We start from the raw sequence: 17,581 nt of genomic DNA, 5'->3' as shown, positions 1-17,581 counted from the left end.
GTAGTTAGTATTTACTCAATCCAGTTGATATTTTTAAATTTATAATGTGATGCAATTAAAATCACATCGACTAGCCACCAAACTCCAAATCCTCCAGCTGTAATTAACTTAAGAACTCCTAAAAAAACGTGGCCCATCATAAAACGATCAATAGCTAAGGTTCCAAAGAATAAAGACATCACTAAAGCTAAGACCCAATTTACATTTTTTGGCTCAGAATCCCACATGATATCTCCTTGTTTTCTTTATATCTATTTAGTGTTAAATAAGCAATTTGAGATAGAAGAAATAAGGCTTTTTGTCAAGGTTCTAAGATAGGCATGCTCACACAACTTAAAAAAAATAGTCAAAAACTAGTTGTTTTTATCAAGAATCTAAAATTTTTTAGACAAAAGTATTCGGAAATGAATTTAGTTGTTGCGATTTCGTTTAAACACTAAAAAGAGCATAAATCCAAGTCCTCCATAAATGGTTCCAACTACAAAAACCATTGTACTTAGAGTTAACAGATTCATATTTTTTTTAATCCTTTGAAGAATGTATGGTTTTTTTTGCTATATAGTTATTTAAAATGAAAAAGATAATTAAAGCAAGTCCCCATTGAAAAACGATAGTTCCAATCCCATAAGTTTGGAATGGATTCCACCATTTAGTATTAAGGTGGGTTAAGCTTTGAGAGAAGTACCATAAAATCAAAATAATCGCTTGTGCTGGGATGAATATTTTGATAAATAAGTTATAAAATTTTCCGATTTTAAAATCATTTGGACAGGTATTTAAAGCTTCTTTACGAAAGCGATTTGTGCCATAGGTAGCTACAGCAAAGGAAGTAAAAAGGCCATTTACAATTAATCCTAAACTCCATACCCAATCTTGATTCTCGAAAAAAGCCATACTCATTGCTGAAGGGATTCCAAGTAGTATTGTAAGCAAGCTAGTCAGAAAGATAGATTTGTTTCTCTGAATCCCCATTTCTTTAAAAACTTGTGCTGTCAGTTGGAGCATGGAAATCATAGAGCTTAGTGCAGCAAATGTAAAAGCCAGAAAGAAAATAGCTGAAAAAGTGGTATGGATCCCTAATCCTCCAGGGAGTGCATAAAAAAGCTTAGGAAGATAGATAAAAATTAGACCTGTGTTTGTACTGCCTTGACCGGTGATCATAGATTCGATACCTGATTGATTTTCAATAGAAAAAGCAGTTGCGAAAATTGTAATTCCCATAATGAGAGAAATTGCATTATTTCCAAAGGCAACAAAAGAACCGTTGATTGTCACGCTATCTTTTTTATGAATATAACCTGAATAGACAAGCAAAAGTCCCCATCCAGCACCAGTGTCCCATGCGTTTTGTGTGAGTGCTTCAATCCAAATTTTATAATTTAAGAGATCTGCAAATTTTGGAGTGAAAAAGTAGGAGATTCCTTTCCAAGCACCAGGAAGAGTCACTGCACGACAAGCAATAGTTAAAATAATGAGGATAAGAGTAGGAACTAAGATTTTATTGCTTCGCTCAATCCCTTTTGCAATTCCTTTATAGATCACAAAAGAGCCAATTAAAACAGAAGTGATATGAAAACAAAGAGGTTGTAAGCTATGGATATATTGATTCCAGATAGCTTGATGATCTGTTGCTTTGAGTGTGCCAGTGAGGCTATAGAGGAAATAGCGAATTCCCCATCCAACTACAACTGAATAATAAAAAAGAATACCTGTGGTTACAAGTGCAATGAATGCACCCATCCAGGCAAATTTTGGACCAGCTGTTTTAATTAATGCACCTATCGGAGCTCGACGAGTCAATTTACCTAAAGCAATTTCAGCAAAAATAAGAGGAATAGACCAGATAAATAGGAAAATCACCCAAGGTATGATAAAGGATCCTCCGCCATTTTGAGCCACCACACGAGAAAAACGCCAAATATTTCCTGCTCCAACCGCAATCCCTAATACTGAGAGGATAAATCCCCATCTAGAGGTGAAAAATTCTTTTTGTTCTTCAGACACCTACTTTCCTTATTGACAAATCTCTTTGTTATTAAGGTTAATTTCTTAACTTTTTTCTTAAGTAACTCTTGTGTAACATATAGGTCTAACAATTTCAATAGTAAACTTGACTTTCAGTTCTTTAAAAGTGTACAAATTTGTACTTATGCAAGCTCAAAATATTCTTATCGCTCCCTCTATACTAGCAGGAGACTTTGGATCTCTTGCGAATGAAGCGCAGCGAATTACAGCAGCTGGAGCTGATTGTATTCATGTGGATATTATGGATGGTCATTTTGTTCCTAATCTAACTTTGGGACCAAAAGCAGTTGCTGCCATTAATGCAGCAACCCCCCTGTTTTTAGATGTACATATCATGGTTTATAATCCATATGATTTTATTGAACGGCTTGTGGAAGCGGGTGCTGATCGGATTACATTTCATTTTGAAGCAACTGAAGATATTGAAGAAATACTTAATTACATACACCGTTGTAATGTTCAAGCAGGTTTAGCTTTTTCTCCTGAAACTTCTGTGGAGTTTGTGCCAAAATTTCTGGATAAATGTGACTTGATACTTCTTATGACGGTAAATCCTGGCTTTGGAGGGCAGACTTTTCTTGTTGAGATTCTCGATAAAGTTCGATTTATCCGCGAAGTTTCTAATGCAAAAAAGAAGGAAGAAGAAAAAAAAAGATGTAAAAAAGATGAGAAGTTGCCTATTTTTCCCATCCAAGTTGATGGAGGGATTAATGCTGAAACAGCTCCTTTGTGTATTGAAGCCGGAGCAAATATCCTTGTTTCTGGGACCTATTTATTCAAAGATATCAAGATGAGTGAGGGGATTAAAATATTAAGATCAGGAGGAGAAAACTAGGAGATGGTTACAAGCCAGCAAATTGTCCCAGGAATGACTCTTTCCATTAATGGGAAGCTTTTTCGTGTCGAGTCTGTTGTAAAAGTTACAGTTTTAAAAGGACAGCCTTTTATTAAAACTTCTTTACGCAACCTTGCAAATGACAAGATGATTGAAAAAAATTTTAAATTAGGACAGGAAGTTACTCATGTTCAACTAGAAGAACGAAGAATTGAATTTCTTTATTTAGAAGGTAAGGATTATCTTTTTTTAGATACTGGAACGCTTGATCAAATTCTTATTTCTCCAGCTGTGATTGGAGAAAATATTCATTTTTTGAAAGAAGGTATTGATCTTAAGGCTACTTTTTATGGAGATACAATTTTTTCTGTAGAACTACCCCAATTTCTAGAGTTGATGGTCTCTAAAACAACAGAATCCTCAGAAGAGGGAACTCTTTCTAATTCAACAAAGGAAGGAATTTTAGAAACTGGTGCTACAATCGAAGTCCCTGCATTTATTGAAGCAGGCGATGTGATTAAAGTGGATACTCGTACAAAAGAATATATTCAACGTATTTAAATAGGTAAAAAGTGGATCTTAAGCAAATAGAAAAACTTATGACGGCTATGAGACGTTTATCAATGAAAAAAGTGATACTGAAGCAAGATGGATTCGAAATTGAAATTGAAAGAGATTCTACCTCTGAAGCCAATTTTTCTTCTTACTCTACTCCTTCAGTTCCTAATAAAGTGCAAGAAATTCACCATTATGCAGAGATGAAAGAGACGCCTCAAGGAGAACTGGTTACTTCACCTATGGTAGGAACTTTTTATCTTTCTCCTTCTCCTGAAGATCCTCCATTTGTAAAAATTGGAGACTCAGTAGATGAAGAGACAGTTCTTTGTATTATTGAAGCCATGAAAGTCATGAATGAAGTAAAAGCAGGGATTAAAGGACGAATTACTGAAATTTTTGTTAAAAATGGAGATCCAGTTGAATTCGGCTCAAAAATTTTCCGAGTTGAATCATAGTAGTATCAATAGATGAAAAAAGTACTTGTAGCGAATAGGGGAGAAATTGCTGTCCGTATTATCCGTGCTTGTCATGACCTAGGACTTGAAACTGTTGCAGTCTACTCTCAAGCTGATCTTGAGGCACTTCATGTCTTATTTGCTGATGAAGCGGTGTGTATCGGAGAGCCTCCTCCATTAAATTCTTATTTAAAGACCTCTCATATTCTTTCAGCTTGTGAGATTACTGGGGCTGACGCGATTCATCCAGGTTATGGTTTTCTTAGTGAAAATGCAAATTTTGCTTCTATTTGTGAAAGTTGTGGGTTAAATTTCATTGGCCCTTCTCCTAAATCGATTGCTCTTCTTGGAGATAAAGCAAGAGCAAAAGCTCTTGCAAGAAGCGTGAAATGTCCTATCATTCCTGGTTCAGAAGGAGTGGTTAGAGAAGTCGATGAAGGAATAAATATTGCTCAGAAAATTGGATTTCCGATCTTTATCAAAGCTGTTGCTGGAGGTGGAGGAAAGGGGATTCGGATTGCCCACAATAAAGAAGAATTTAGCCGATTATTCTCTGCTGCGCGTGCTGAAGCAGAAGCTAGCTTTAATAATCCTGACATTTATCTTGAAAAAATGATTCCTCGTCCTCGTCATATTGAAATCCAAATTTTAGGGGATAAATTTGGTAACTACATTCACCTTGGTGAGCGAGATTGTTCGATTCAAAGGCGAAGACAAAAATTAATTGAAGAGGCTCCTAGTCCTCTTCTTTCATCTGATCTTAGACAAAAAATGGGTCAAGCAGCAATTAACCTTGCAAAGGCAGCTAAATACTTTTCTGCAGGGACTGTGGAATTTCTTCTTGATGAAAAACTGAAATTCTATTTTATGGAGATGAATACTAGAATTCAAGTTGAACATACAGTAACAGAAGAACTCACTGGAATCGATCTTGTCCAAGCGCAATTACTGATTGCCATGGGTCATCGGATGAAATGGAAGCAGAAAGAAATTCAATTTCATGGCCACGTCATTCAATGTCGAATCAATGCAGAGAATCCAGCTGAAAATTTTTCTCCTTCACCTGGAGTTCTGGATTATTATCTTCCTCCAGGTGGCCCCAGTGTACGAGTTGATAGCGCGTGTTATGCTAAATATAGAATTCCTCCCTATTATGACTCTATGATTGCAAAGCTTATTGTGAGAGGAGCAGATAGAAAAAAAGCAATCGCAACTATGAAAAGAGCTCTTCGAGAGTTCCATATTGAAGGTGTCTATTCGACAATACCTTTTCATCAATATATGATGGATAATAAAGATTTCCATGCCTCAAAGTATGATATTAAATATATTGATGATCTTGTGAGTACAGGATGTAAATTCAATAAATAATTTCAATTATTGTATTCTTTCTTTATAATTTAATTATCGTTTTACAAAAGATGTTTTAATGATTACAAATCCACCTTCTACACTAGACCATCTCACTGCCTTTTTTAAATGGAAAAAAATTAAATCTCCAGAAGGCAGCGATAACTATACCTTAGAAGCTAGAAAAACCAATCGAGTTGCCAAGATAGTTTTTTCTATCCCATTTTCAGGTTGTTTGACTGGCTTTGGAGTGATGGCCTTATTCATAGGGGTAGAAGGAATATTACATCTAAGTGGGGCACGTTTCTCTATTTTCAGGCCTATGTACTTTAAATCTCCTTTCGCAATTCCTCTTGGTTGTACAATCGGGTGCCTTGTTGGTGGAGGAATAGTAACTTTAGCATTTACAATTATGATGAAAATAAAATTGCGTGATATAAGTGCCTATAAGAAGGCTTCAAATTCTTAAATTAAATAAAATTTGGTTAATTTTTTATTCTAAAGAAAAGGTATCTCCTTCTCCAGCATGGTGATAATGTTTTTCAATTGCATTAGCAATGAAATCGGGATCATCAGTAAGGGTGAAAAGTTCAAAATCTCTTTGATTGAGATATTCTGATTTTAAAGGAATAGATTTTAGCCAATCCACTACCCCTTTCCAGTAATCTTCTCCAACTAAAAAAATTGGAAATTTTCGGATTTTTTTTGTCTGTATTAGTGTCAAAGCTTCGAAAAGTTCATCTAGAGTCCCATAACCTCCTGGTAAAAAAACAAATGCTTGTGCGTAACGGATAAACATGAGTTTTCTTACAAAAAAATAACGGTAAGAAAGGTGGTATTTTGGATCGATATATTTATTATTTGCCTCCTCATAAGGAAGATTAATGCTAATACCGCAAGAGGCTCCTTTCCCTTTTTGAGCTCCTTTATTTGCTGCTTCCATAATACCAGGTCCGCCGCCTGTAATGACTCCGAATCCTTTATTTGCAATTTTTTCCGCAATTACACTTGTTAATTGATAATAAGGAGAATCGGGTTGTATACGTGCTGATCCAAAAATTGAGACAGAAGGACCTAGGTCGGTCATTGTTTCAAATCCATCAACAAACTCAGAGAGAATACGAAAAATTCTCCAGGAGTCAAAATGATGTTTCTTTGAAGACTTATCTTTATTCACAATACTAGATCAATAAATCAATTCAGGATAAAATTCAACTGATTTAACAGTTTAGGTTTAGAAAATGTTTACTGCATGGAAAAGTTTAACTCGAATTGAACAAACATTTTTTGGTTTGCCTTTCCTTCTAGCAGGAGTACTCTTACCCATGCAAGAACTCAATGCGAAGTTTAGTTTGTATTGGTTATGGATTCTTCCTGCATTTATGTGTGCAAGAATTTCTGGCATGGCCTTTAATCAATTAATTGATCGTCATATTGATGCAAAAAATCCACGCACAAAAGAACGCATTCTTCCAAGCAAAGGAATGAAAGAAAAGGTAGCCTGGAAAATTGCTTGGGGATCTCTAATTCTTTTTTTTATGATTTGTCTGCAAATCAATGAGTACTGTTTCTTAATGGCATTTGTGATTGCTTTTCTTCTATTTATTTATTCTTATTTAAAACGTTTCACTTCTTTTTGTCATGTGGTTTTAGGAGTGATTCATTTTTTAGTGCCTGTGATGTCTTCAGTTGCAATTTCAGGAGATGTATTGATCTCTTCATTTTTCTTAGGTGGAGTCGCTTTTGGTTTGATAGTTGGGAGTGATATTATTTATGCAATTCAGGATTATCAATTTGATTGCGACCATCATTTATTCAGCATTCCGTCTAGGTTAGGTTTAAAAAAGAGTCAGAGCATTGCCCGTCTATTGCATGGTTTTTCTCTTATTATGCTAGTTGGATTAGGGATCACTGCTCATTTTCCTCTATTTTATTATTGGGTAATTGGTATAACAGGATGTGTTTTTTATATATTCCACAAAAAAATTGAAAAAAAAAATTCCGAAAAAATTTTCTTTTTTCTTACTGTTTCAGTGGGATCGACTGTTTTTATATTCGTACTAGTCAGTGTATTATGGGCCGTTATGTAGTTGGAGTCAGTGGAGCTTCTGGAGTTGTATTAGCTATGCATCTCTTGCGTACCTTAACGAACGAAGGACATAAGGTAGAGCTGATATTTACTAAACATGCTCTTTATGTGGCTGCTTTGGAAATAGGGAAAGATTATGCTCATGCTGAACAATTCCTTTCTTATGTCAAAAGGAAGGAGCTGATCACGCTTTATTCTAATCAAGATATTGGTGCTGCAGTTGCGAGTGGTTCATTTTTAACAGATGGAATGATCATTATTCCCTGTAGCATGACAACTATAGCAGCAATTACTTGTGGTCTTGGCGATAATTTACTACGACGTGCTGCCGACGTCACTCTTAAAGAAAAACGCTCGCTTATCCTTGTTCCGCGTGAATCTCCTTTAAGTGAAATTCACCTAAAGAATATGCTGATACTTAGTCGTCGGGGAGCCACAATTATTCCTCCTGTGCCTGCTTGGTACATTCAAGCAAAAACAATTGAGGATATCGAAAAATTCATTGTTGGAAGAGTTTTAGATATTTTAAGAATAGAACACAATCTTTATTTAAAATGGAAAAGTAAAGATGTTAATAGTAATACTATGTAATTTAATTAATACTCGAGGGTTTCTGATGGGTACCAAGAGAGTTATGGCGTCCATTGATCACTTCATGTAAATTTTCAATTGCGATAAAAGCTTGTGGATCTTTTCTATGAACAATTTCCTTAAGTTCAGCAAGTTGAAGGCGTTCTACAACGATGTAAAGGATTTCACGCGAATCTCCTGTATATCCTCCTTTCCCATACATGACGGTCAAGCCTACACCAAGCTCTTCCATCAGTACATTTGCTAAGATTTGAGGTTTCACCGAAATAATCATGACTGATTTTGTATCCTCAAAACCAACAATCACCATATCCATTACCTTGGTTGCTACAGCATAGGTCATCAGTGAAAGAAAAGCTGAATGCCAATTTCGATAAATAAAACCCGCAAGAGCAAATATAAAAATATTTGCAAAGAGAATGACTTGACCTACTGTAAATCCCTTTTTACGGTTAATAATAATTCCCATAATCTCAGTTCCATCAGTCGATCCTCCATGACGAATAATTAATCCAATCCCACATCCAATAATAAAGCCTCCTAAAACAATTACTTCAATAGTGTCTCCTTGAAAATGAATTGGTTGTATATTTAGCCATCTTGGGATCCAGTAATACATCGAAAGTGCAATTGAAAAAAGAAGGATAGCTGTCATCATTTGGATGACAAAATGGCGTCCAATCTGTTTATAAGCTAAAATGACAAAAGGAAGATTAAACAAAATCATAAAATAAGGGAGATATTGATCGCCAAAAATGTAAGAGGACATCATAGCTATGCCAACAATTCCCCCGTCAATTAAGTGATTGGGAATCAGAATTAGTTCTACTCCTCCTGCTGCAAGAGTAGCACCTATAATTAACCAGAGTAAGGTTTTAAAATAGAATTTTCCGAAGTAAAAAGTAGTAGAAATTGGCTTAGACATCGATCAATTCCTTTAAGATTCGCGGGAGACGGGACTCGAACCCGCAACTTCCGCCGTGACAGGGCGGTGCTCTAACCAGTTGAACTACTCCCGCAAAAGAAAAACATGGTGGGCGCAACAGGATTTGAACCTATGACCGCCTGTGTGTAAAACAGGAGCTCTACCGCTGAGCTATACGCCCAAAAAAGTAACATAGGGTAATCAAGATAGAAAATAAGAACAAGTTTTTTATAAAAAAGGAAAAAAATTACCCTAGAAACTTAAATTTTCCTTAGCGAAGATGAAGATAAAGAAATAAGTATAGTGGTGCTATTCGATGAGATTTGATAAATAGTCTTCAAATGTTTTTTTTCTGGAATTGAGCTCATGATGGTTAGTCAATTCTTGAATTTGAATAGGCACAGCTGTTAGATATCCTTGTTTAAGTAGAGCAATATCACAATCTTTTTCTTCAGCTAATTCTTCTGACTTTCCACCTAACCAGTAGCTGGGTCCATCATCAGTTTGAATGTGGAAATAGGGGTTTTCACTCCATCGTCCTCTTCCTTGAGAGGTGAGGTGAAATCCTTTCACTTTATCTTTTGCAGTTTGAGGAAAATTGACATTTAAAAAATTTCCCGGAGGAAGAGGGTACTCCATTAAATAACGTACGATGGGGATAATATATTTTTTAGCCACATGAAAATTAGGGTTTCCACCATCTTCACATGAAAAAGCTATTCCTGGTATACCACGTAGAACACCTTCAATCACTCCACCGATTGTTCCAGAATGCAAAACATTGCGGCCAGCATTAGAACCTGCATTGATTCCAGAAATAATAAAATCAGGTTTCTTTTTAAGAAGGATACGCATTCCCATTTTAATACAATCAGCAGGGGTGCCGTCAACAGACCAAGCAGGAGTGTTAGCCGGCCATTGTCTTTCTTGAATCAACATAGGACGATCCCAAGTAATACTGACACCAGTACCAGAGCGTTCAACTAGAGGAGCCACTATGAATAAATCCGCAAAATTGGCTTCATGCAGAGCATCCCATAAGGCTTTGATTCCTGAAGCTTCAATTCCATCGTCATTTGTTAAAATAATAGATGGACGATGCATCATACTTTCTTCTATCATGACCACCTAAAAGATGAAATATCTAGATGGATTGATAAGGATACGTAAGAGCTGGGTAATAGGAAGATAAGCATTTTTTCCTAAATAAGATGCAAGGGTTTTTATTGTACTTTTTGGAAGTTTTTTTGCTATATAAACAATAATAAGATAGATAAAAAAACTGTCTTATCAAAGGTTTATCCAGATGAACGCTATTCTTGTTTTCATATCAAATGGACATTAAGTAGACTATACTCTTTATTAATTATGAGCCAGGCTGTAAGTAATCGATTGTGAACTTCTCTTTTTCTTACCCAGTGAATTATTTTTTCTTTGCTTTGTCTGATCCATATAAGAGGCTAGCTTGTCCTATATTACCACGTATATTTGGAAATAGCTCTTCCATTTCACTAAGAAGACGATCCATTTTTTTGCGCATCGAATTTTGTCCAATGGGGCAACGACAGGTAAGGCGATAAAACCCATATTCCTTAGCAAATTGTGTGATATTTTTTTCAGCAACTAAAATTAAAGGACGAATAATGCAAATTTTATAGTCTACCATATAGAGTTTTGGAAGATTACCTGCGAATTCTCCCTTATGAAAAAGATTCATTAAGAGGGTTTGGGCGTTGTCATCGCGGTGATGGCCAAACGCTACTGTAGTAGCACCAACTTTTTTTGCTGCTTCAAAGATGAGTTTTCTTCTTTCTCTTGAGCAAGAGTAGCAATTTTGCATATTTTCTTTTTGGCTTGATTGGCAGATAATTAGGGGAATTTCAAGTTTTTTACAAATTTTTTCTAAAAGATTGTCTTGTAAACTGGCTCCACAAGAAAAACTTCCTCTAATATGAATAGCATAGAGATTAAGTTTAGGAAATCCATGTCCAGAAATTGCTTTTAGCATGAATAAAAGGGTTAAGCTATCTTTTCCACCACTTAGTGCAATTGCCAGTGTGTCGATTCCTTCTAGCATTTGGTATTCATAAATTCCTTTACGGATGACACTTTCTAAGTGTCTGCCGAGCTTTTTCCATGGGGGAGTGGGAATAGGTAGAGAGATATCTAGCATAAAAAGAAGTATATCAGTACATAGAATTAGATGTGATATCAATTAATAGATCCATAGATGCTATTTTCACCATCCTATTTTCTTTTTTATGTTTTCATAAATTTATTTTAGAAAATTAAAGTAAAAAATCTTAAAATAAGTTTTTTGTATTCACTGATTGCATAATCTAGACAACATCAAGATAATCAGATAGACTGATGTTGTTTTTATCATGGTTAGGGAATGACAAAAAAAATAGGAAGAAATGATCCTTGTGCATGTGGTTCAGGTAAGAAATATAAAAACTGCTGTATGAATAAAGAGCAAGTAGTGGCTAAATATACACCTTCTGGTAAGAGAAAGTTTAAAGCCAAGGTGATTAAAATTAACCAAGGAAATTTAGGCCTTTTTGATCGATTGACGCCAATTCAGGAGACTCCTATTAAAAACAATGTTCTGGAAAGAATGAAAAAATTTCGGAGCACAGAGAATGATTATCAAAGTAAAAAAATTGGAGAGTCATTGAAATTTAAAGGAAGTGAGAAAAATCCAGTCGCGCGTACACGTCATCTACCCAAACCTGACGAACCATTTAATCCAACATCCGAGGATCTTCAAGAAAATAAATAGTCAAAAAAAATCCTTTTTTCTGGTACAAAATTCACGTTTTTTGCTGGGGTAGCTCAATTGGTAGAGCATCCGACTTGTAATCGGACGGTTGAGGGTTCAAGTCCTTTCTCCAGCATATTTTTTGGGGGCATCGCATAGTGGCCAATTGCATCGGACTGTAAATCCGACTCCTTCGGGATCCGCTGGTTCGAATCCAGCTGCCCCCACTCTTTATAAAGGGATAAGCTTTTAAGGGAAGTTTTATTGAAGTGATAGAGGATGATTCTCGTATGCATTTGGAAATGTTTATACTAGAAGAAAACGGGGGTCATTGTCTTACCTCTTTAGAGGTACTGTGATCTTCTATCATTTTTTTTAACATCGTTTCAAGTTGATGATTTGTTCCTCGTAATGCTGCCAATAATTTTTCTCCCCATGTAAAATAATTCTCAATTTTTTGAGATGTCCATGAAGAAGGAGGATTAGTATTTAAATCGGTAATATTGGCTAATCGATCTGCTAATTTAACGAGACGAGCATCTTGTGACATACAAGGTACATGATCTATTTGGCATTGTTTGTTTTCATCACTACTGAGATTAGGTGCATTAGTTACTTCTTTGACCGTGATCAGAACACGTTGTCCAAAATATTTTTGAATCTCATCTTCTGTCGCCAAAGTATCTTCAAGAGTATCATGAAGAATAGCTGACATTAAAATATTTGCGTTACGCACCTGGCCTACTTCCCAAAGATTATTGCAAACTTCTAAAGGATGAATAATATAGGGAGTAGATTCTTTATCTTTTCGTACTTGATTCGCATGTTGATGTGCACTGTAAATGATCGCACAAATTAATTGGTGAGTATTGAAGCTTGGATTTTCGTAAGTTTTGTAATTTTGCCACTCACTTAGAAGATGATTCGTAAGAGATCGAATTTTAGGATTGTCTGGTAATACCTGAAGTAGACTTGTCATCAATTAATACCTGAAGTTGACTTGTCATCAATACTTCTTTAGATTCTTCATTCGCATAAACCCTTTGGTTAAATAAAGTTGCAGGAAGAAAAATCAGAAGAAAGGTTAAATTTAAAAAAAAATTCATAGTAGAACGTAGTAGAGTTATATATAAGTTGATTGTCAATAGTATTGATTTATTTGTCAATTTTAAGAATAGATGAAAATATACATTGAATTTTTATAAAAAAAATTAAGTTATTTTATTTATATATCAATCTAAGTGGTTTTTAGATTAATTAAATTTAAAAATAGAAAAAAGTATAGAAAAAAAAGTCATTTTGACATACAAAATCTCTTTAAAATTTGAGGTGTGATGAAAAAATATATTTTTGTCCTGTTTTTCTTTTCTAGTTATTTGTCAGCAGAAATTCTGGAGAGTCATGATATTCGTGATCTGTTAGCATTTGCAAATCCAGAGACATTAATTATTACTGATCTTAATGATGTGCTTATGACAACGACAGAATCTCTTGGATCCGATACCTGGGCAGCTTATGAAATAAAAAAAAGAATGGCATCCACAGGGATGACAAAAGTTGAGATCATGGATAGTTTTATTCCTCTTTGGCATCATATTCTGATGGAGGCTAAATTTAAAGCTGTAGAGCCTTCAACAGCTGGTGTAATTCGCAAATTACAAAAACAAGGAAATACTGTTTTAGGTTTAACAGCTCGTTATGTTGAAATGGCATATCCTACGATTGATCAAATCCATTCAATTGGAATAGATTTCACCTTAAATACTTTAAAAAATTTTGATTGTGAAATTGAGGGAGGTGCTAAATATTTAGAAGGGATTATTTTCGTGGGGTTAAAGAACGATAAAGGAGAGACGTTAATACGTTTTTTAAATCAGCTGAATTACCGGCCAAAAAAGATTCTTTTTATTGACGATAAAGAAAAAAATCTTCAATCAGTCTCTCTTGCGTGTCAAAAAGAAGGAATTCAATTTTTAGGTTTAAGATATGGTTATCTTGATTCTTTCTCTAAAACCTTTGATTGTACTTTAGCTGATAGTCAATTAAAAGATTTTATCAATAAAAAAGAATCGGAGCGTCTTTCTCGTATGTTTGAAGCTGATCAACAAGCTTTACGGATTACGGATAGGGATAAATTCAATGTAGTTAATGACCACGGTATTTAGACCAAAGATAAAGAAAATATCATCAAGCTATTTTTAGTTTTGAAGTCCTAGGTTATTACAATATCCACCGTTATTGGTTTTTTAATAATCCAAAAGTGTGTATGGATATTTTTTTAGGTAAGGGATTTTATAATTACTTAACAATGATTTGACTACATTTGACAGTGAAAAACACGAGCAGGAGGAAAGTTCCACCAAATTTTATTGACTTCAGTACAATAACTCTCAACAAAATTTTTCTTTAATAGAAGAATTGTGTTGAAATCAACTTGAAGTTTTCCCAATAGATATAGTTTTTTAATTTTTCCTAAACCCATGTATTCAAAATAAGAAATAACTCCCCCTTGTTTTACTAATGTTTTGTACTTGATGAGGATTTTATCAACGCAACTCGATTTAAACGCATTGATAGGAAGACTAGAAATGACAACATCATAGTTATTTTTTTCAAATTCAAGAATTGAGATTTGATGAATTTTTATATAGGGGAAGTGTGAGTATTTTTTTTTTAATTGTAAGCAGAAATAAGGATCAATTTCTACAAGATCCAGCGTATCATTTTTTCTTAGCTTTGGGATGAGGTGTTTAGTTAGAGCACCTGATCCAGCACCAACTTCAAGATAACGCAAAGGCCTATTTTTTTTTTGAAGTGCTTGTTTAGTCATATGCCAGGCTAAACTTTTCGAACTTGGTACAACAGATCCGATAGTTGATGGATGAGAAAAAAATCTTTTAATAAATAAATAGGAATCTTTCATCAAAATAAGAATAGCATTTAATTGATTTTATCAACACTCTCATTTATCTATCTAGCTTAGATTAGGTGACTTTTCTTTCCAAAACTTGAATAGAAAGAATTTGTTTTTTCCTTATAGAATTGAGATGAATAGGATTTTTTTTATCGACCATAGATTACCTAGACTTGATATATTTCTTATGCTTCTTTGGATAGACAGAGTTTTTTTTCTTTTTTTTTCGATCGTGTTTTTTTTGATCATTTGAAATCCCAATTTTATCGGGTCCTTCAATGAGTTTCTCTTTTAATACCATTGCAAGCATTTTGCAAACGAGAATTTCAAGATCCATTTTTTGTTGTAGATCTTTTAAGAGATTCTCTCGAATATTCTCATCAAACCCTTGGAGATGAATTTTATTGATTAAGTCAGCAATTTGTGCCTTTCGAATTTCCTGTTTATTAGGAATAAATTTTTGCACTAAAGTGCTTCCTATATGTTTTTGATAGCGCATAAGCCTATAAAATTCTTTTGGTGTCACAAAAGTGATCGCATTTCCTTTTTGCCCTGCTCTTCCTGTTCGGCCAATACGATGTACATAGTTTTCAACATCAAAAGGAATATGGTAGTTAACTACATGAGTGACATCCACAATATTTAACCCTCTTGCAGCAAGATCAGTTGCCACTAAAATATCCATTTCTCCCGCACGAAATGCATTTGTCACACGTTGTCTTTGATTCTGTTCCATATCACCATGCAGCCCTTTTGCTCGAAAATCTTTTTTGCTTAGGATTTCAGATAATCGATCAACATCTTTTTTTGTCTTGCAAAAGATAATGGTTTTTATAAATTTTCTTTCCTCAAAGAGACGGATGATTGCATGATCGCGTTCATAATCTTCAATGAGATAGTAAGCTTGAGCAATGTTTTGATCTGTGGTTTTGTCAGAATGTGTTTTTACAAAAATAGGCTTTTCAAGAATTTTTTTAATCAGTATTTGAATTTGTTTAGGCATAGTTGCAGAAAAAAGAAGAGTTTGCCTTTCTGTAGGTAGATATTTAAAAATTTCTTGAATATCTTCATAAAATCCCATATTTAACATTTCATCTGCTTCATCAAGAATAACAGTTTTCGGTTGAAAATTAGTGAGTCGTTTTGAATCTAAAAGATCGAGCAATCTTCCAGGAGTGGCGACTAGGATGTCAGCGCCATGATTAAAACTATCAATTTGATGTTTAAATGATTTTCCACCGCATATCACGCAAACTTTTAATTGATCCAATTTTCCAAATTGATAGAGTTCTTCGGCTACTTGAGAGGCAAGCTCTCGAGTTGGAGTGATCACAAGAATTTGTGCTGCACCTCTTTTTGTCATCATTTGAATAGTAGGCAAACCAAAAGCAGCTGTTTTACCCGTACCCGTTTGTGCTTGACCTACTACATCTGTTCCAGATAGGATGAGGGGAATGACTTCCTGTTGAATAGGAGTTGGAGAGAAGAAACCCATTTCCTCAATTGTAGATAAAAGGGATTGATTGAGTCCTAAGCTTTTAAATGTACAGGATGTCATGAATTTACTCTGTTTTTTAAGTTTGTTATAAAGTTAGTCTAAACAAATTAATAAAGGTTTTGATTATTTAAAAAAAATTACCAAAAGATTTTATTTGAGAATGTTTGATCTCAACTTATTAATTCTTATCTTTAGACATCAAGATATTAGTTTTAGATTTCTTTTAGCCTAGTCCGCAGAAAAAAGAAGTCACAAGGGCAAAAGAATAACGTATTAGGTTTTAATTTCCCAATAAATTATAAAACATTGAGTGAAGTATTAAAATAAGTCATAAGGAAAGATTTTTATTATACATTTGCTGTAATCTAGTTTTCCTCAATATTTCCTTAATAGATTAAATCGAAATGCGATTTTTAAAGGAAAAAATTTATAGATTTTTATTTTAGAAAGAGTCATTTTTTTTGAATTTTTCTATGATACTTAGAACAAAATAGATTAATTTTTATTAATTTAATTTTCATGTTGTTAGAACCTTTTGCTCTTGACGATTTAAATTTACGTTCTCGTATTGTTATGGCTCCCATTACGAGGTGTATGGCAACGGATCTTCAAGTTCCTACAGAAGAGATGGCAATCTATTATCGTGAACGGGCTTCTGTAGGTTTAATTATCACAGAATCAACCTATATTTCTTTTTGTGCAAATGGGTATCTCCGTGCACCAGGAATTTTTAACCAATCACAAGTTCAGGGTTGGAAGCAAATTACCCAGTCTGTCCATAAAAAAGGGGGAAAAATATTCCTTCAATTATGTCATGCAGGGATGATGGGACACTCTTCATTTCGTGCTGGTGATCTTCCTTTATCGCCTTCGGGTATTTCTCCTTTTCGAAAAAAAGTTGCACGTACAGATTTGGCTATAGAAAAGCCACGATCTATGAAAAAAAAAGATTTTTTATTAGTTATCGAAAAATTTGTTGAAGCAGCACAATATGCAAAAAATGCGAATTTTGATGGCATTGAGATTCATGGGGCTAGTGGATATCTTCTTGATTCTTTTTTACACCACCATACCAATCGACGTACAGATTGTTATGGTCAAGACAAAACTCGTTTCGTATTAGAAGTGCTAGATGCTGTGATTCCAGTTATCAAAACAGGAATTCGTTTATCTCCTACTCCTGTTTCTGGTATGCAAAACATGCTCTATCATCCATCTGATCTCCAAGTATTTCAGCAACTTCTCAAACATCTTGAAAACAAAAAAATTGCCTATGTACATGTTGCAGCTGATGAAGATAATTATCCACCTTTAGGCAGCATTACACAATTTATTCGTAAATACTATGGTGGATTGCTAATTGGTGGAGGTGGATATAACCCAGAAAGCGGAAGTCAGGCGCTTTTAAAGGGACATTTTGATCTAGTATCTTTTGGAAGACTTCTAGTGGCCAACCCGAATTTAACAGAACTTATAAAAAAACAAGCACAATGGCGTTCTTTTGAGTATTCCATGATTAAGAGACCGCCAAAACTAAATCTTACTCATAAGTGATGCCATTTTTTATTGAAAATCAATTT

At 34.5% G+C, this 17,581-nt stretch carries 19 protein-coding genes and 4 tRNA genes; 12 read left to right on the top strand and 11 right to left on the bottom strand.

Annotated features, from left to right (window positions below; all coding sequences use genetic code 11):
• Positions 1-11 precede the first annotated feature (11 nt).
• Both R3E91_00770 and R3E91_00765 read right to left on the bottom strand, forming a co-directional pair.
• Positions 12-227 (bottom strand): TM2 domain-containing protein, encoded by a 216-nt coding sequence (locus tag R3E91_00770; protein MEZ5314736.1) that lies wholly within the window; start codon positions 225-227, stop codon positions 12-14.
• 295 nt (positions 228-522) lie between these two features.
• The gene (locus tag R3E91_00765; GenBank protein ID MEZ5314735.1) at positions 523-2,004 is read right to left on the bottom strand and encodes a sodium-dependent transporter; all 1,482 of its coding nucleotides are present in this window, start codon (positions 2,002-2,004) and stop codon (positions 523-525) included.
• A 145-nt stretch (positions 2,005-2,149) separates the two neighbouring features.
• Here R3E91_00765 and rpe point away from each other — a divergent pair, with 145 nt between their 5' ends.
• Genes rpe through R3E91_00740 form a run of 5 tightly spaced genes read left to right on the top strand, consistent with a single transcriptional unit; the run spans position 2,150 to position 5,692 of the window.
• Complete coding sequence (rpe, locus tag R3E91_00760; protein MEZ5314734.1) at positions 2,150-2,860, top strand: ribulose-phosphate 3-epimerase; 711 nt, start codon at positions 2,150-2,152, stop codon at positions 2,858-2,860.
• Positions 2,861-2,863: 3 nt separating this feature from the next.
• Complete coding sequence (locus R3E91_00755) at positions 2,864-3,421, top strand: elongation factor P (protein MEZ5314733.1); 558 nt, start codon at positions 2,864-2,866, stop codon at positions 3,419-3,421.
• 11 nt (positions 3,422-3,432) lie between these two features.
• Positions 3,433-3,873 carry an acetyl-CoA carboxylase biotin carboxyl carrier protein gene (accB, locus tag R3E91_00750; GenBank protein ID MEZ5314732.1) on the top strand — a complete coding sequence of 147 codons (441 nt, stop codon included), beginning with the start codon at positions 3,433-3,435 and terminating at the stop codon, positions 3,871-3,873.
• 12 nt (positions 3,874-3,885) lie between these two features.
• On the top strand, positions 3,886-5,244 hold the full coding sequence (gene accC / locus R3E91_00745; protein ID MEZ5314731.1) for an acetyl-CoA carboxylase biotin carboxylase subunit: 1,359 nt from the start codon (positions 3,886-3,888) through the stop codon (positions 5,242-5,244).
• Between the two features lie 58 nt (positions 5,245-5,302).
• Complete coding sequence (locus R3E91_00740; GenBank protein MEZ5314730.1) at positions 5,303-5,692, top strand: hypothetical protein; 390 nt, start codon at positions 5,303-5,305, stop codon at positions 5,690-5,692.
• A 24-nt stretch (positions 5,693-5,716) separates the two neighbouring features.
• Here R3E91_00740 and R3E91_00735 read toward each other — a convergent pair whose 3' ends face one another.
• Complete coding sequence (locus tag R3E91_00735) at positions 5,717-6,400, bottom strand: TIGR00730 family Rossman fold protein (GenBank protein MEZ5314729.1); 684 nt, start codon at positions 6,398-6,400, stop codon at positions 5,717-5,719.
• A gap of 64 nt (positions 6,401-6,464) precedes the next feature.
• Here R3E91_00735 and R3E91_00730 point away from each other — a divergent pair, with 64 nt between their 5' ends.
• Together R3E91_00730 and R3E91_00725 are read left to right on the top strand one after the other, a co-directional pair.
• The gene (locus R3E91_00730; protein MEZ5314728.1) at positions 6,465-7,313 is read left to right on the top strand and encodes a 4-hydroxybenzoate octaprenyltransferase; all 849 of its coding nucleotides are present in this window, start codon (positions 6,465-6,467) and stop codon (positions 7,311-7,313) included.
• Complete coding sequence (locus R3E91_00725) at positions 7,298-7,903, top strand: UbiX family flavin prenyltransferase (protein ID MEZ5314727.1); 606 nt, start codon at positions 7,298-7,300, stop codon at positions 7,901-7,903. The genes R3E91_00730 and R3E91_00725 overlap by 16 nt, the downstream gene beginning before the upstream one ends.
• Before the next feature lies 1 nt (position 7,904).
• Here the strand turns inward: R3E91_00725 and R3E91_00720 are convergent, their stop codons facing one another.
• The 5 genes from R3E91_00720 to R3E91_00700 form a co-directional block, all read right to left on the bottom strand.
• Positions 7,905-8,828 carry a YitT family protein gene (locus tag R3E91_00720; GenBank protein ID MEZ5314726.1) on the bottom strand — a complete coding sequence of 308 codons (924 nt, stop codon included), beginning with the start codon at positions 8,826-8,828 and terminating at the stop codon, positions 7,905-7,907.
• Between the two features lie 20 nt (positions 8,829-8,848).
• A tRNA-Asp gene (locus R3E91_00715) sits at positions 8,849-8,922 on the bottom strand.
• Positions 8,923-8,934: 12 nt separating this feature from the next.
• Positions 8,935-9,009 (bottom strand) — tRNA-Val (locus tag R3E91_00710).
• Positions 9,010-9,137: 128 nt separating this feature from the next.
• A complete protein-coding gene (surE, locus tag R3E91_00705; protein MEZ5314725.1) occupies positions 9,138-9,950 on the bottom strand; it encodes a 5'/3'-nucleotidase SurE in 813 nt (270 codons plus the stop codon).
• Between the two features lie 301 nt (positions 9,951-10,251).
• Positions 10,252-11,001 (bottom strand): tRNA 2-thiocytidine biosynthesis TtcA family protein, encoded by a 750-nt coding sequence (locus R3E91_00700; protein ID MEZ5314724.1) that lies wholly within the window; start codon positions 10,999-11,001, stop codon positions 10,252-10,254.
• 222 nt (positions 11,002-11,223) lie between these two features.
• On the opposite strand from R3E91_00700, the gene R3E91_00695 reads away from it, so the two are divergent.
• The 3 genes from R3E91_00695 to R3E91_00685 all read left to right on the top strand — a co-directional run bounded on the left by R3E91_00695 (position 11,224) and on the right by R3E91_00685 (position 11,816).
• Positions 11,224-11,610, top strand: coding sequence for an SEC-C metal-binding domain-containing protein (locus tag R3E91_00695; protein MEZ5314723.1), 387 nt, complete (start codon positions 11,224-11,226; stop codon positions 11,608-11,610).
• Between the two features lie 42 nt (positions 11,611-11,652).
• Positions 11,653-11,725: transfer RNA gene (locus tag R3E91_00690), tRNA-Thr, on the top strand.
• A gap of 8 nt (positions 11,726-11,733) precedes the next feature.
• Positions 11,734-11,816 (top strand) — tRNA-Tyr (locus R3E91_00685).
• A gap of 101 nt (positions 11,817-11,917) precedes the next feature.
• Here the strand turns inward: R3E91_00685 and R3E91_00680 are convergent.
• Positions 11,918-12,568: an HD domain-containing protein gene (locus R3E91_00680; GenBank protein MEZ5314722.1), complete on the bottom strand. Its 651-nt coding sequence runs from the start codon at positions 12,566-12,568 to the stop codon at positions 11,918-11,920.
• Positions 12,569-12,923: 355 nt separating this feature from the next.
• Between R3E91_00680 and R3E91_00675 the strand changes: the two genes are divergently transcribed.
• Complete coding sequence (locus tag R3E91_00675; protein ID MEZ5314721.1) at positions 12,924-13,754, top strand: DUF2608 domain-containing protein; 831 nt, start codon at positions 12,924-12,926, stop codon at positions 13,752-13,754.
• Positions 13,755-13,906: 152 nt separating this feature from the next.
• Here R3E91_00675 and R3E91_00670 read toward each other — a convergent pair whose 3' ends face one another.
• Complete coding sequence (locus R3E91_00670; protein MEZ5314720.1) at positions 13,907-14,512, bottom strand: methyltransferase domain-containing protein; 606 nt, start codon at positions 14,510-14,512, stop codon at positions 13,907-13,909.
• 154 nt (positions 14,513-14,666) lie between these two features.
• Complete coding sequence (locus tag R3E91_00665) at positions 14,667-16,061, bottom strand: DEAD/DEAH box helicase (GenBank protein ID MEZ5314719.1); 1,395 nt, start codon at positions 16,059-16,061, stop codon at positions 14,667-14,669.
• 459 nt (positions 16,062-16,520) lie between these two features.
• On the opposite strand from R3E91_00665, the gene R3E91_00660 reads away from it, so the two are divergent.
• The gene (locus R3E91_00660) at positions 16,521-17,555 is read left to right on the top strand and encodes a hypothetical protein (GenBank protein ID MEZ5314718.1); all 1,035 of its coding nucleotides are present in this window, start codon (positions 16,521-16,523) and stop codon (positions 17,553-17,555) included.
• The last annotated feature ends 26 nt before the right edge of the window (positions 17,556-17,581 follow it).

The organism is Chlamydiales bacterium, assembly GCA_041395025.1.
Lineage (GTDB): Bacteria > Chlamydiota > Chlamydiia > Chlamydiales > JAAKFR01 > JAJACP01.
Note: the sequence above shows the minus strand (reverse complement) of the source record. Positions and strands in the feature narration are given on the sequence as shown.

Bases quoted from the DNA above. Each gene is read 5' to 3' on its own strand.
- R3E91_00720 (MEZ5314726.1), bottom strand. From the start codon at position 8,828: ATGTCTAAGCCAATTTCTACTACTTTTTACTTCGGAAAATTCTATTTT.
- R3E91_00770 (MEZ5314736.1), bottom strand. From the start codon at position 227: ATGTGGGATTCTGAGCCAAAAAATGTAAATTGGGTCTTAGCTTTAGTG.
- R3E91_00700 (MEZ5314724.1), bottom strand. From the start codon at position 11,001: ATGCTAGATATCTCTCTACCTATTCCCACTCCCCCATGGAAAAAGCTC.
- accC (MEZ5314731.1), top strand. From the start codon at position 3,886: ATGAAAAAAGTACTTGTAGCGAATAGGGGAGAAATTGCTGTCCGTATT.
- R3E91_00725 (MEZ5314727.1), top strand. From the start codon at position 7,298: ATGGGCCGTTATGTAGTTGGAGTCAGTGGAGCTTCTGGAGTTGTATTA.
- rpe (MEZ5314734.1), top strand. From the start codon at position 2,150: ATGCAAGCTCAAAATATTCTTATCGCTCCCTCTATACTAGCAGGAGAC.
- R3E91_00695 (MEZ5314723.1), top strand. From the start codon at position 11,224: ATGACAAAAAAAATAGGAAGAAATGATCCTTGTGCATGTGGTTCAGGT.
- R3E91_00680 (MEZ5314722.1), bottom strand. From the start codon at position 12,568: ATGACAAGTCTACTTCAGGTATTACCAGACAATCCTAAAATTCGATCT.
- R3E91_00665 (MEZ5314719.1), bottom strand. From the start codon at position 16,061: ATGACATCCTGTACATTTAAAAGCTTAGGACTCAATCAATCCCTTTTA.
- R3E91_00740 (MEZ5314730.1), top strand. From the start codon at position 5,303: ATGATTACAAATCCACCTTCTACACTAGACCATCTCACTGCCTTTTTT.
- R3E91_00730 (MEZ5314728.1), top strand. From the start codon at position 6,465: ATGTTTACTGCATGGAAAAGTTTAACTCGAATTGAACAAACATTTTTT.
- R3E91_00675 (MEZ5314721.1), top strand. From the start codon at position 12,924: ATGAAAAAATATATTTTTGTCCTGTTTTTCTTTTCTAGTTATTTGTCA.
- surE (MEZ5314725.1), bottom strand. From the start codon at position 9,950: ATGATAGAAGAAAGTATGATGCATCGTCCATCTATTATTTTAACAAAT.
- R3E91_00755 (MEZ5314733.1), top strand. From the start codon at position 2,864: ATGGTTACAAGCCAGCAAATTGTCCCAGGAATGACTCTTTCCATTAAT.
- R3E91_00670 (MEZ5314720.1), bottom strand. From the start codon at position 14,512: ATGAAAGATTCCTATTTATTTATTAAAAGATTTTTTTCTCATCCATCA.
- R3E91_00660 (MEZ5314718.1), top strand. From the start codon at position 16,521: ATGTTGTTAGAACCTTTTGCTCTTGACGATTTAAATTTACGTTCTCGT.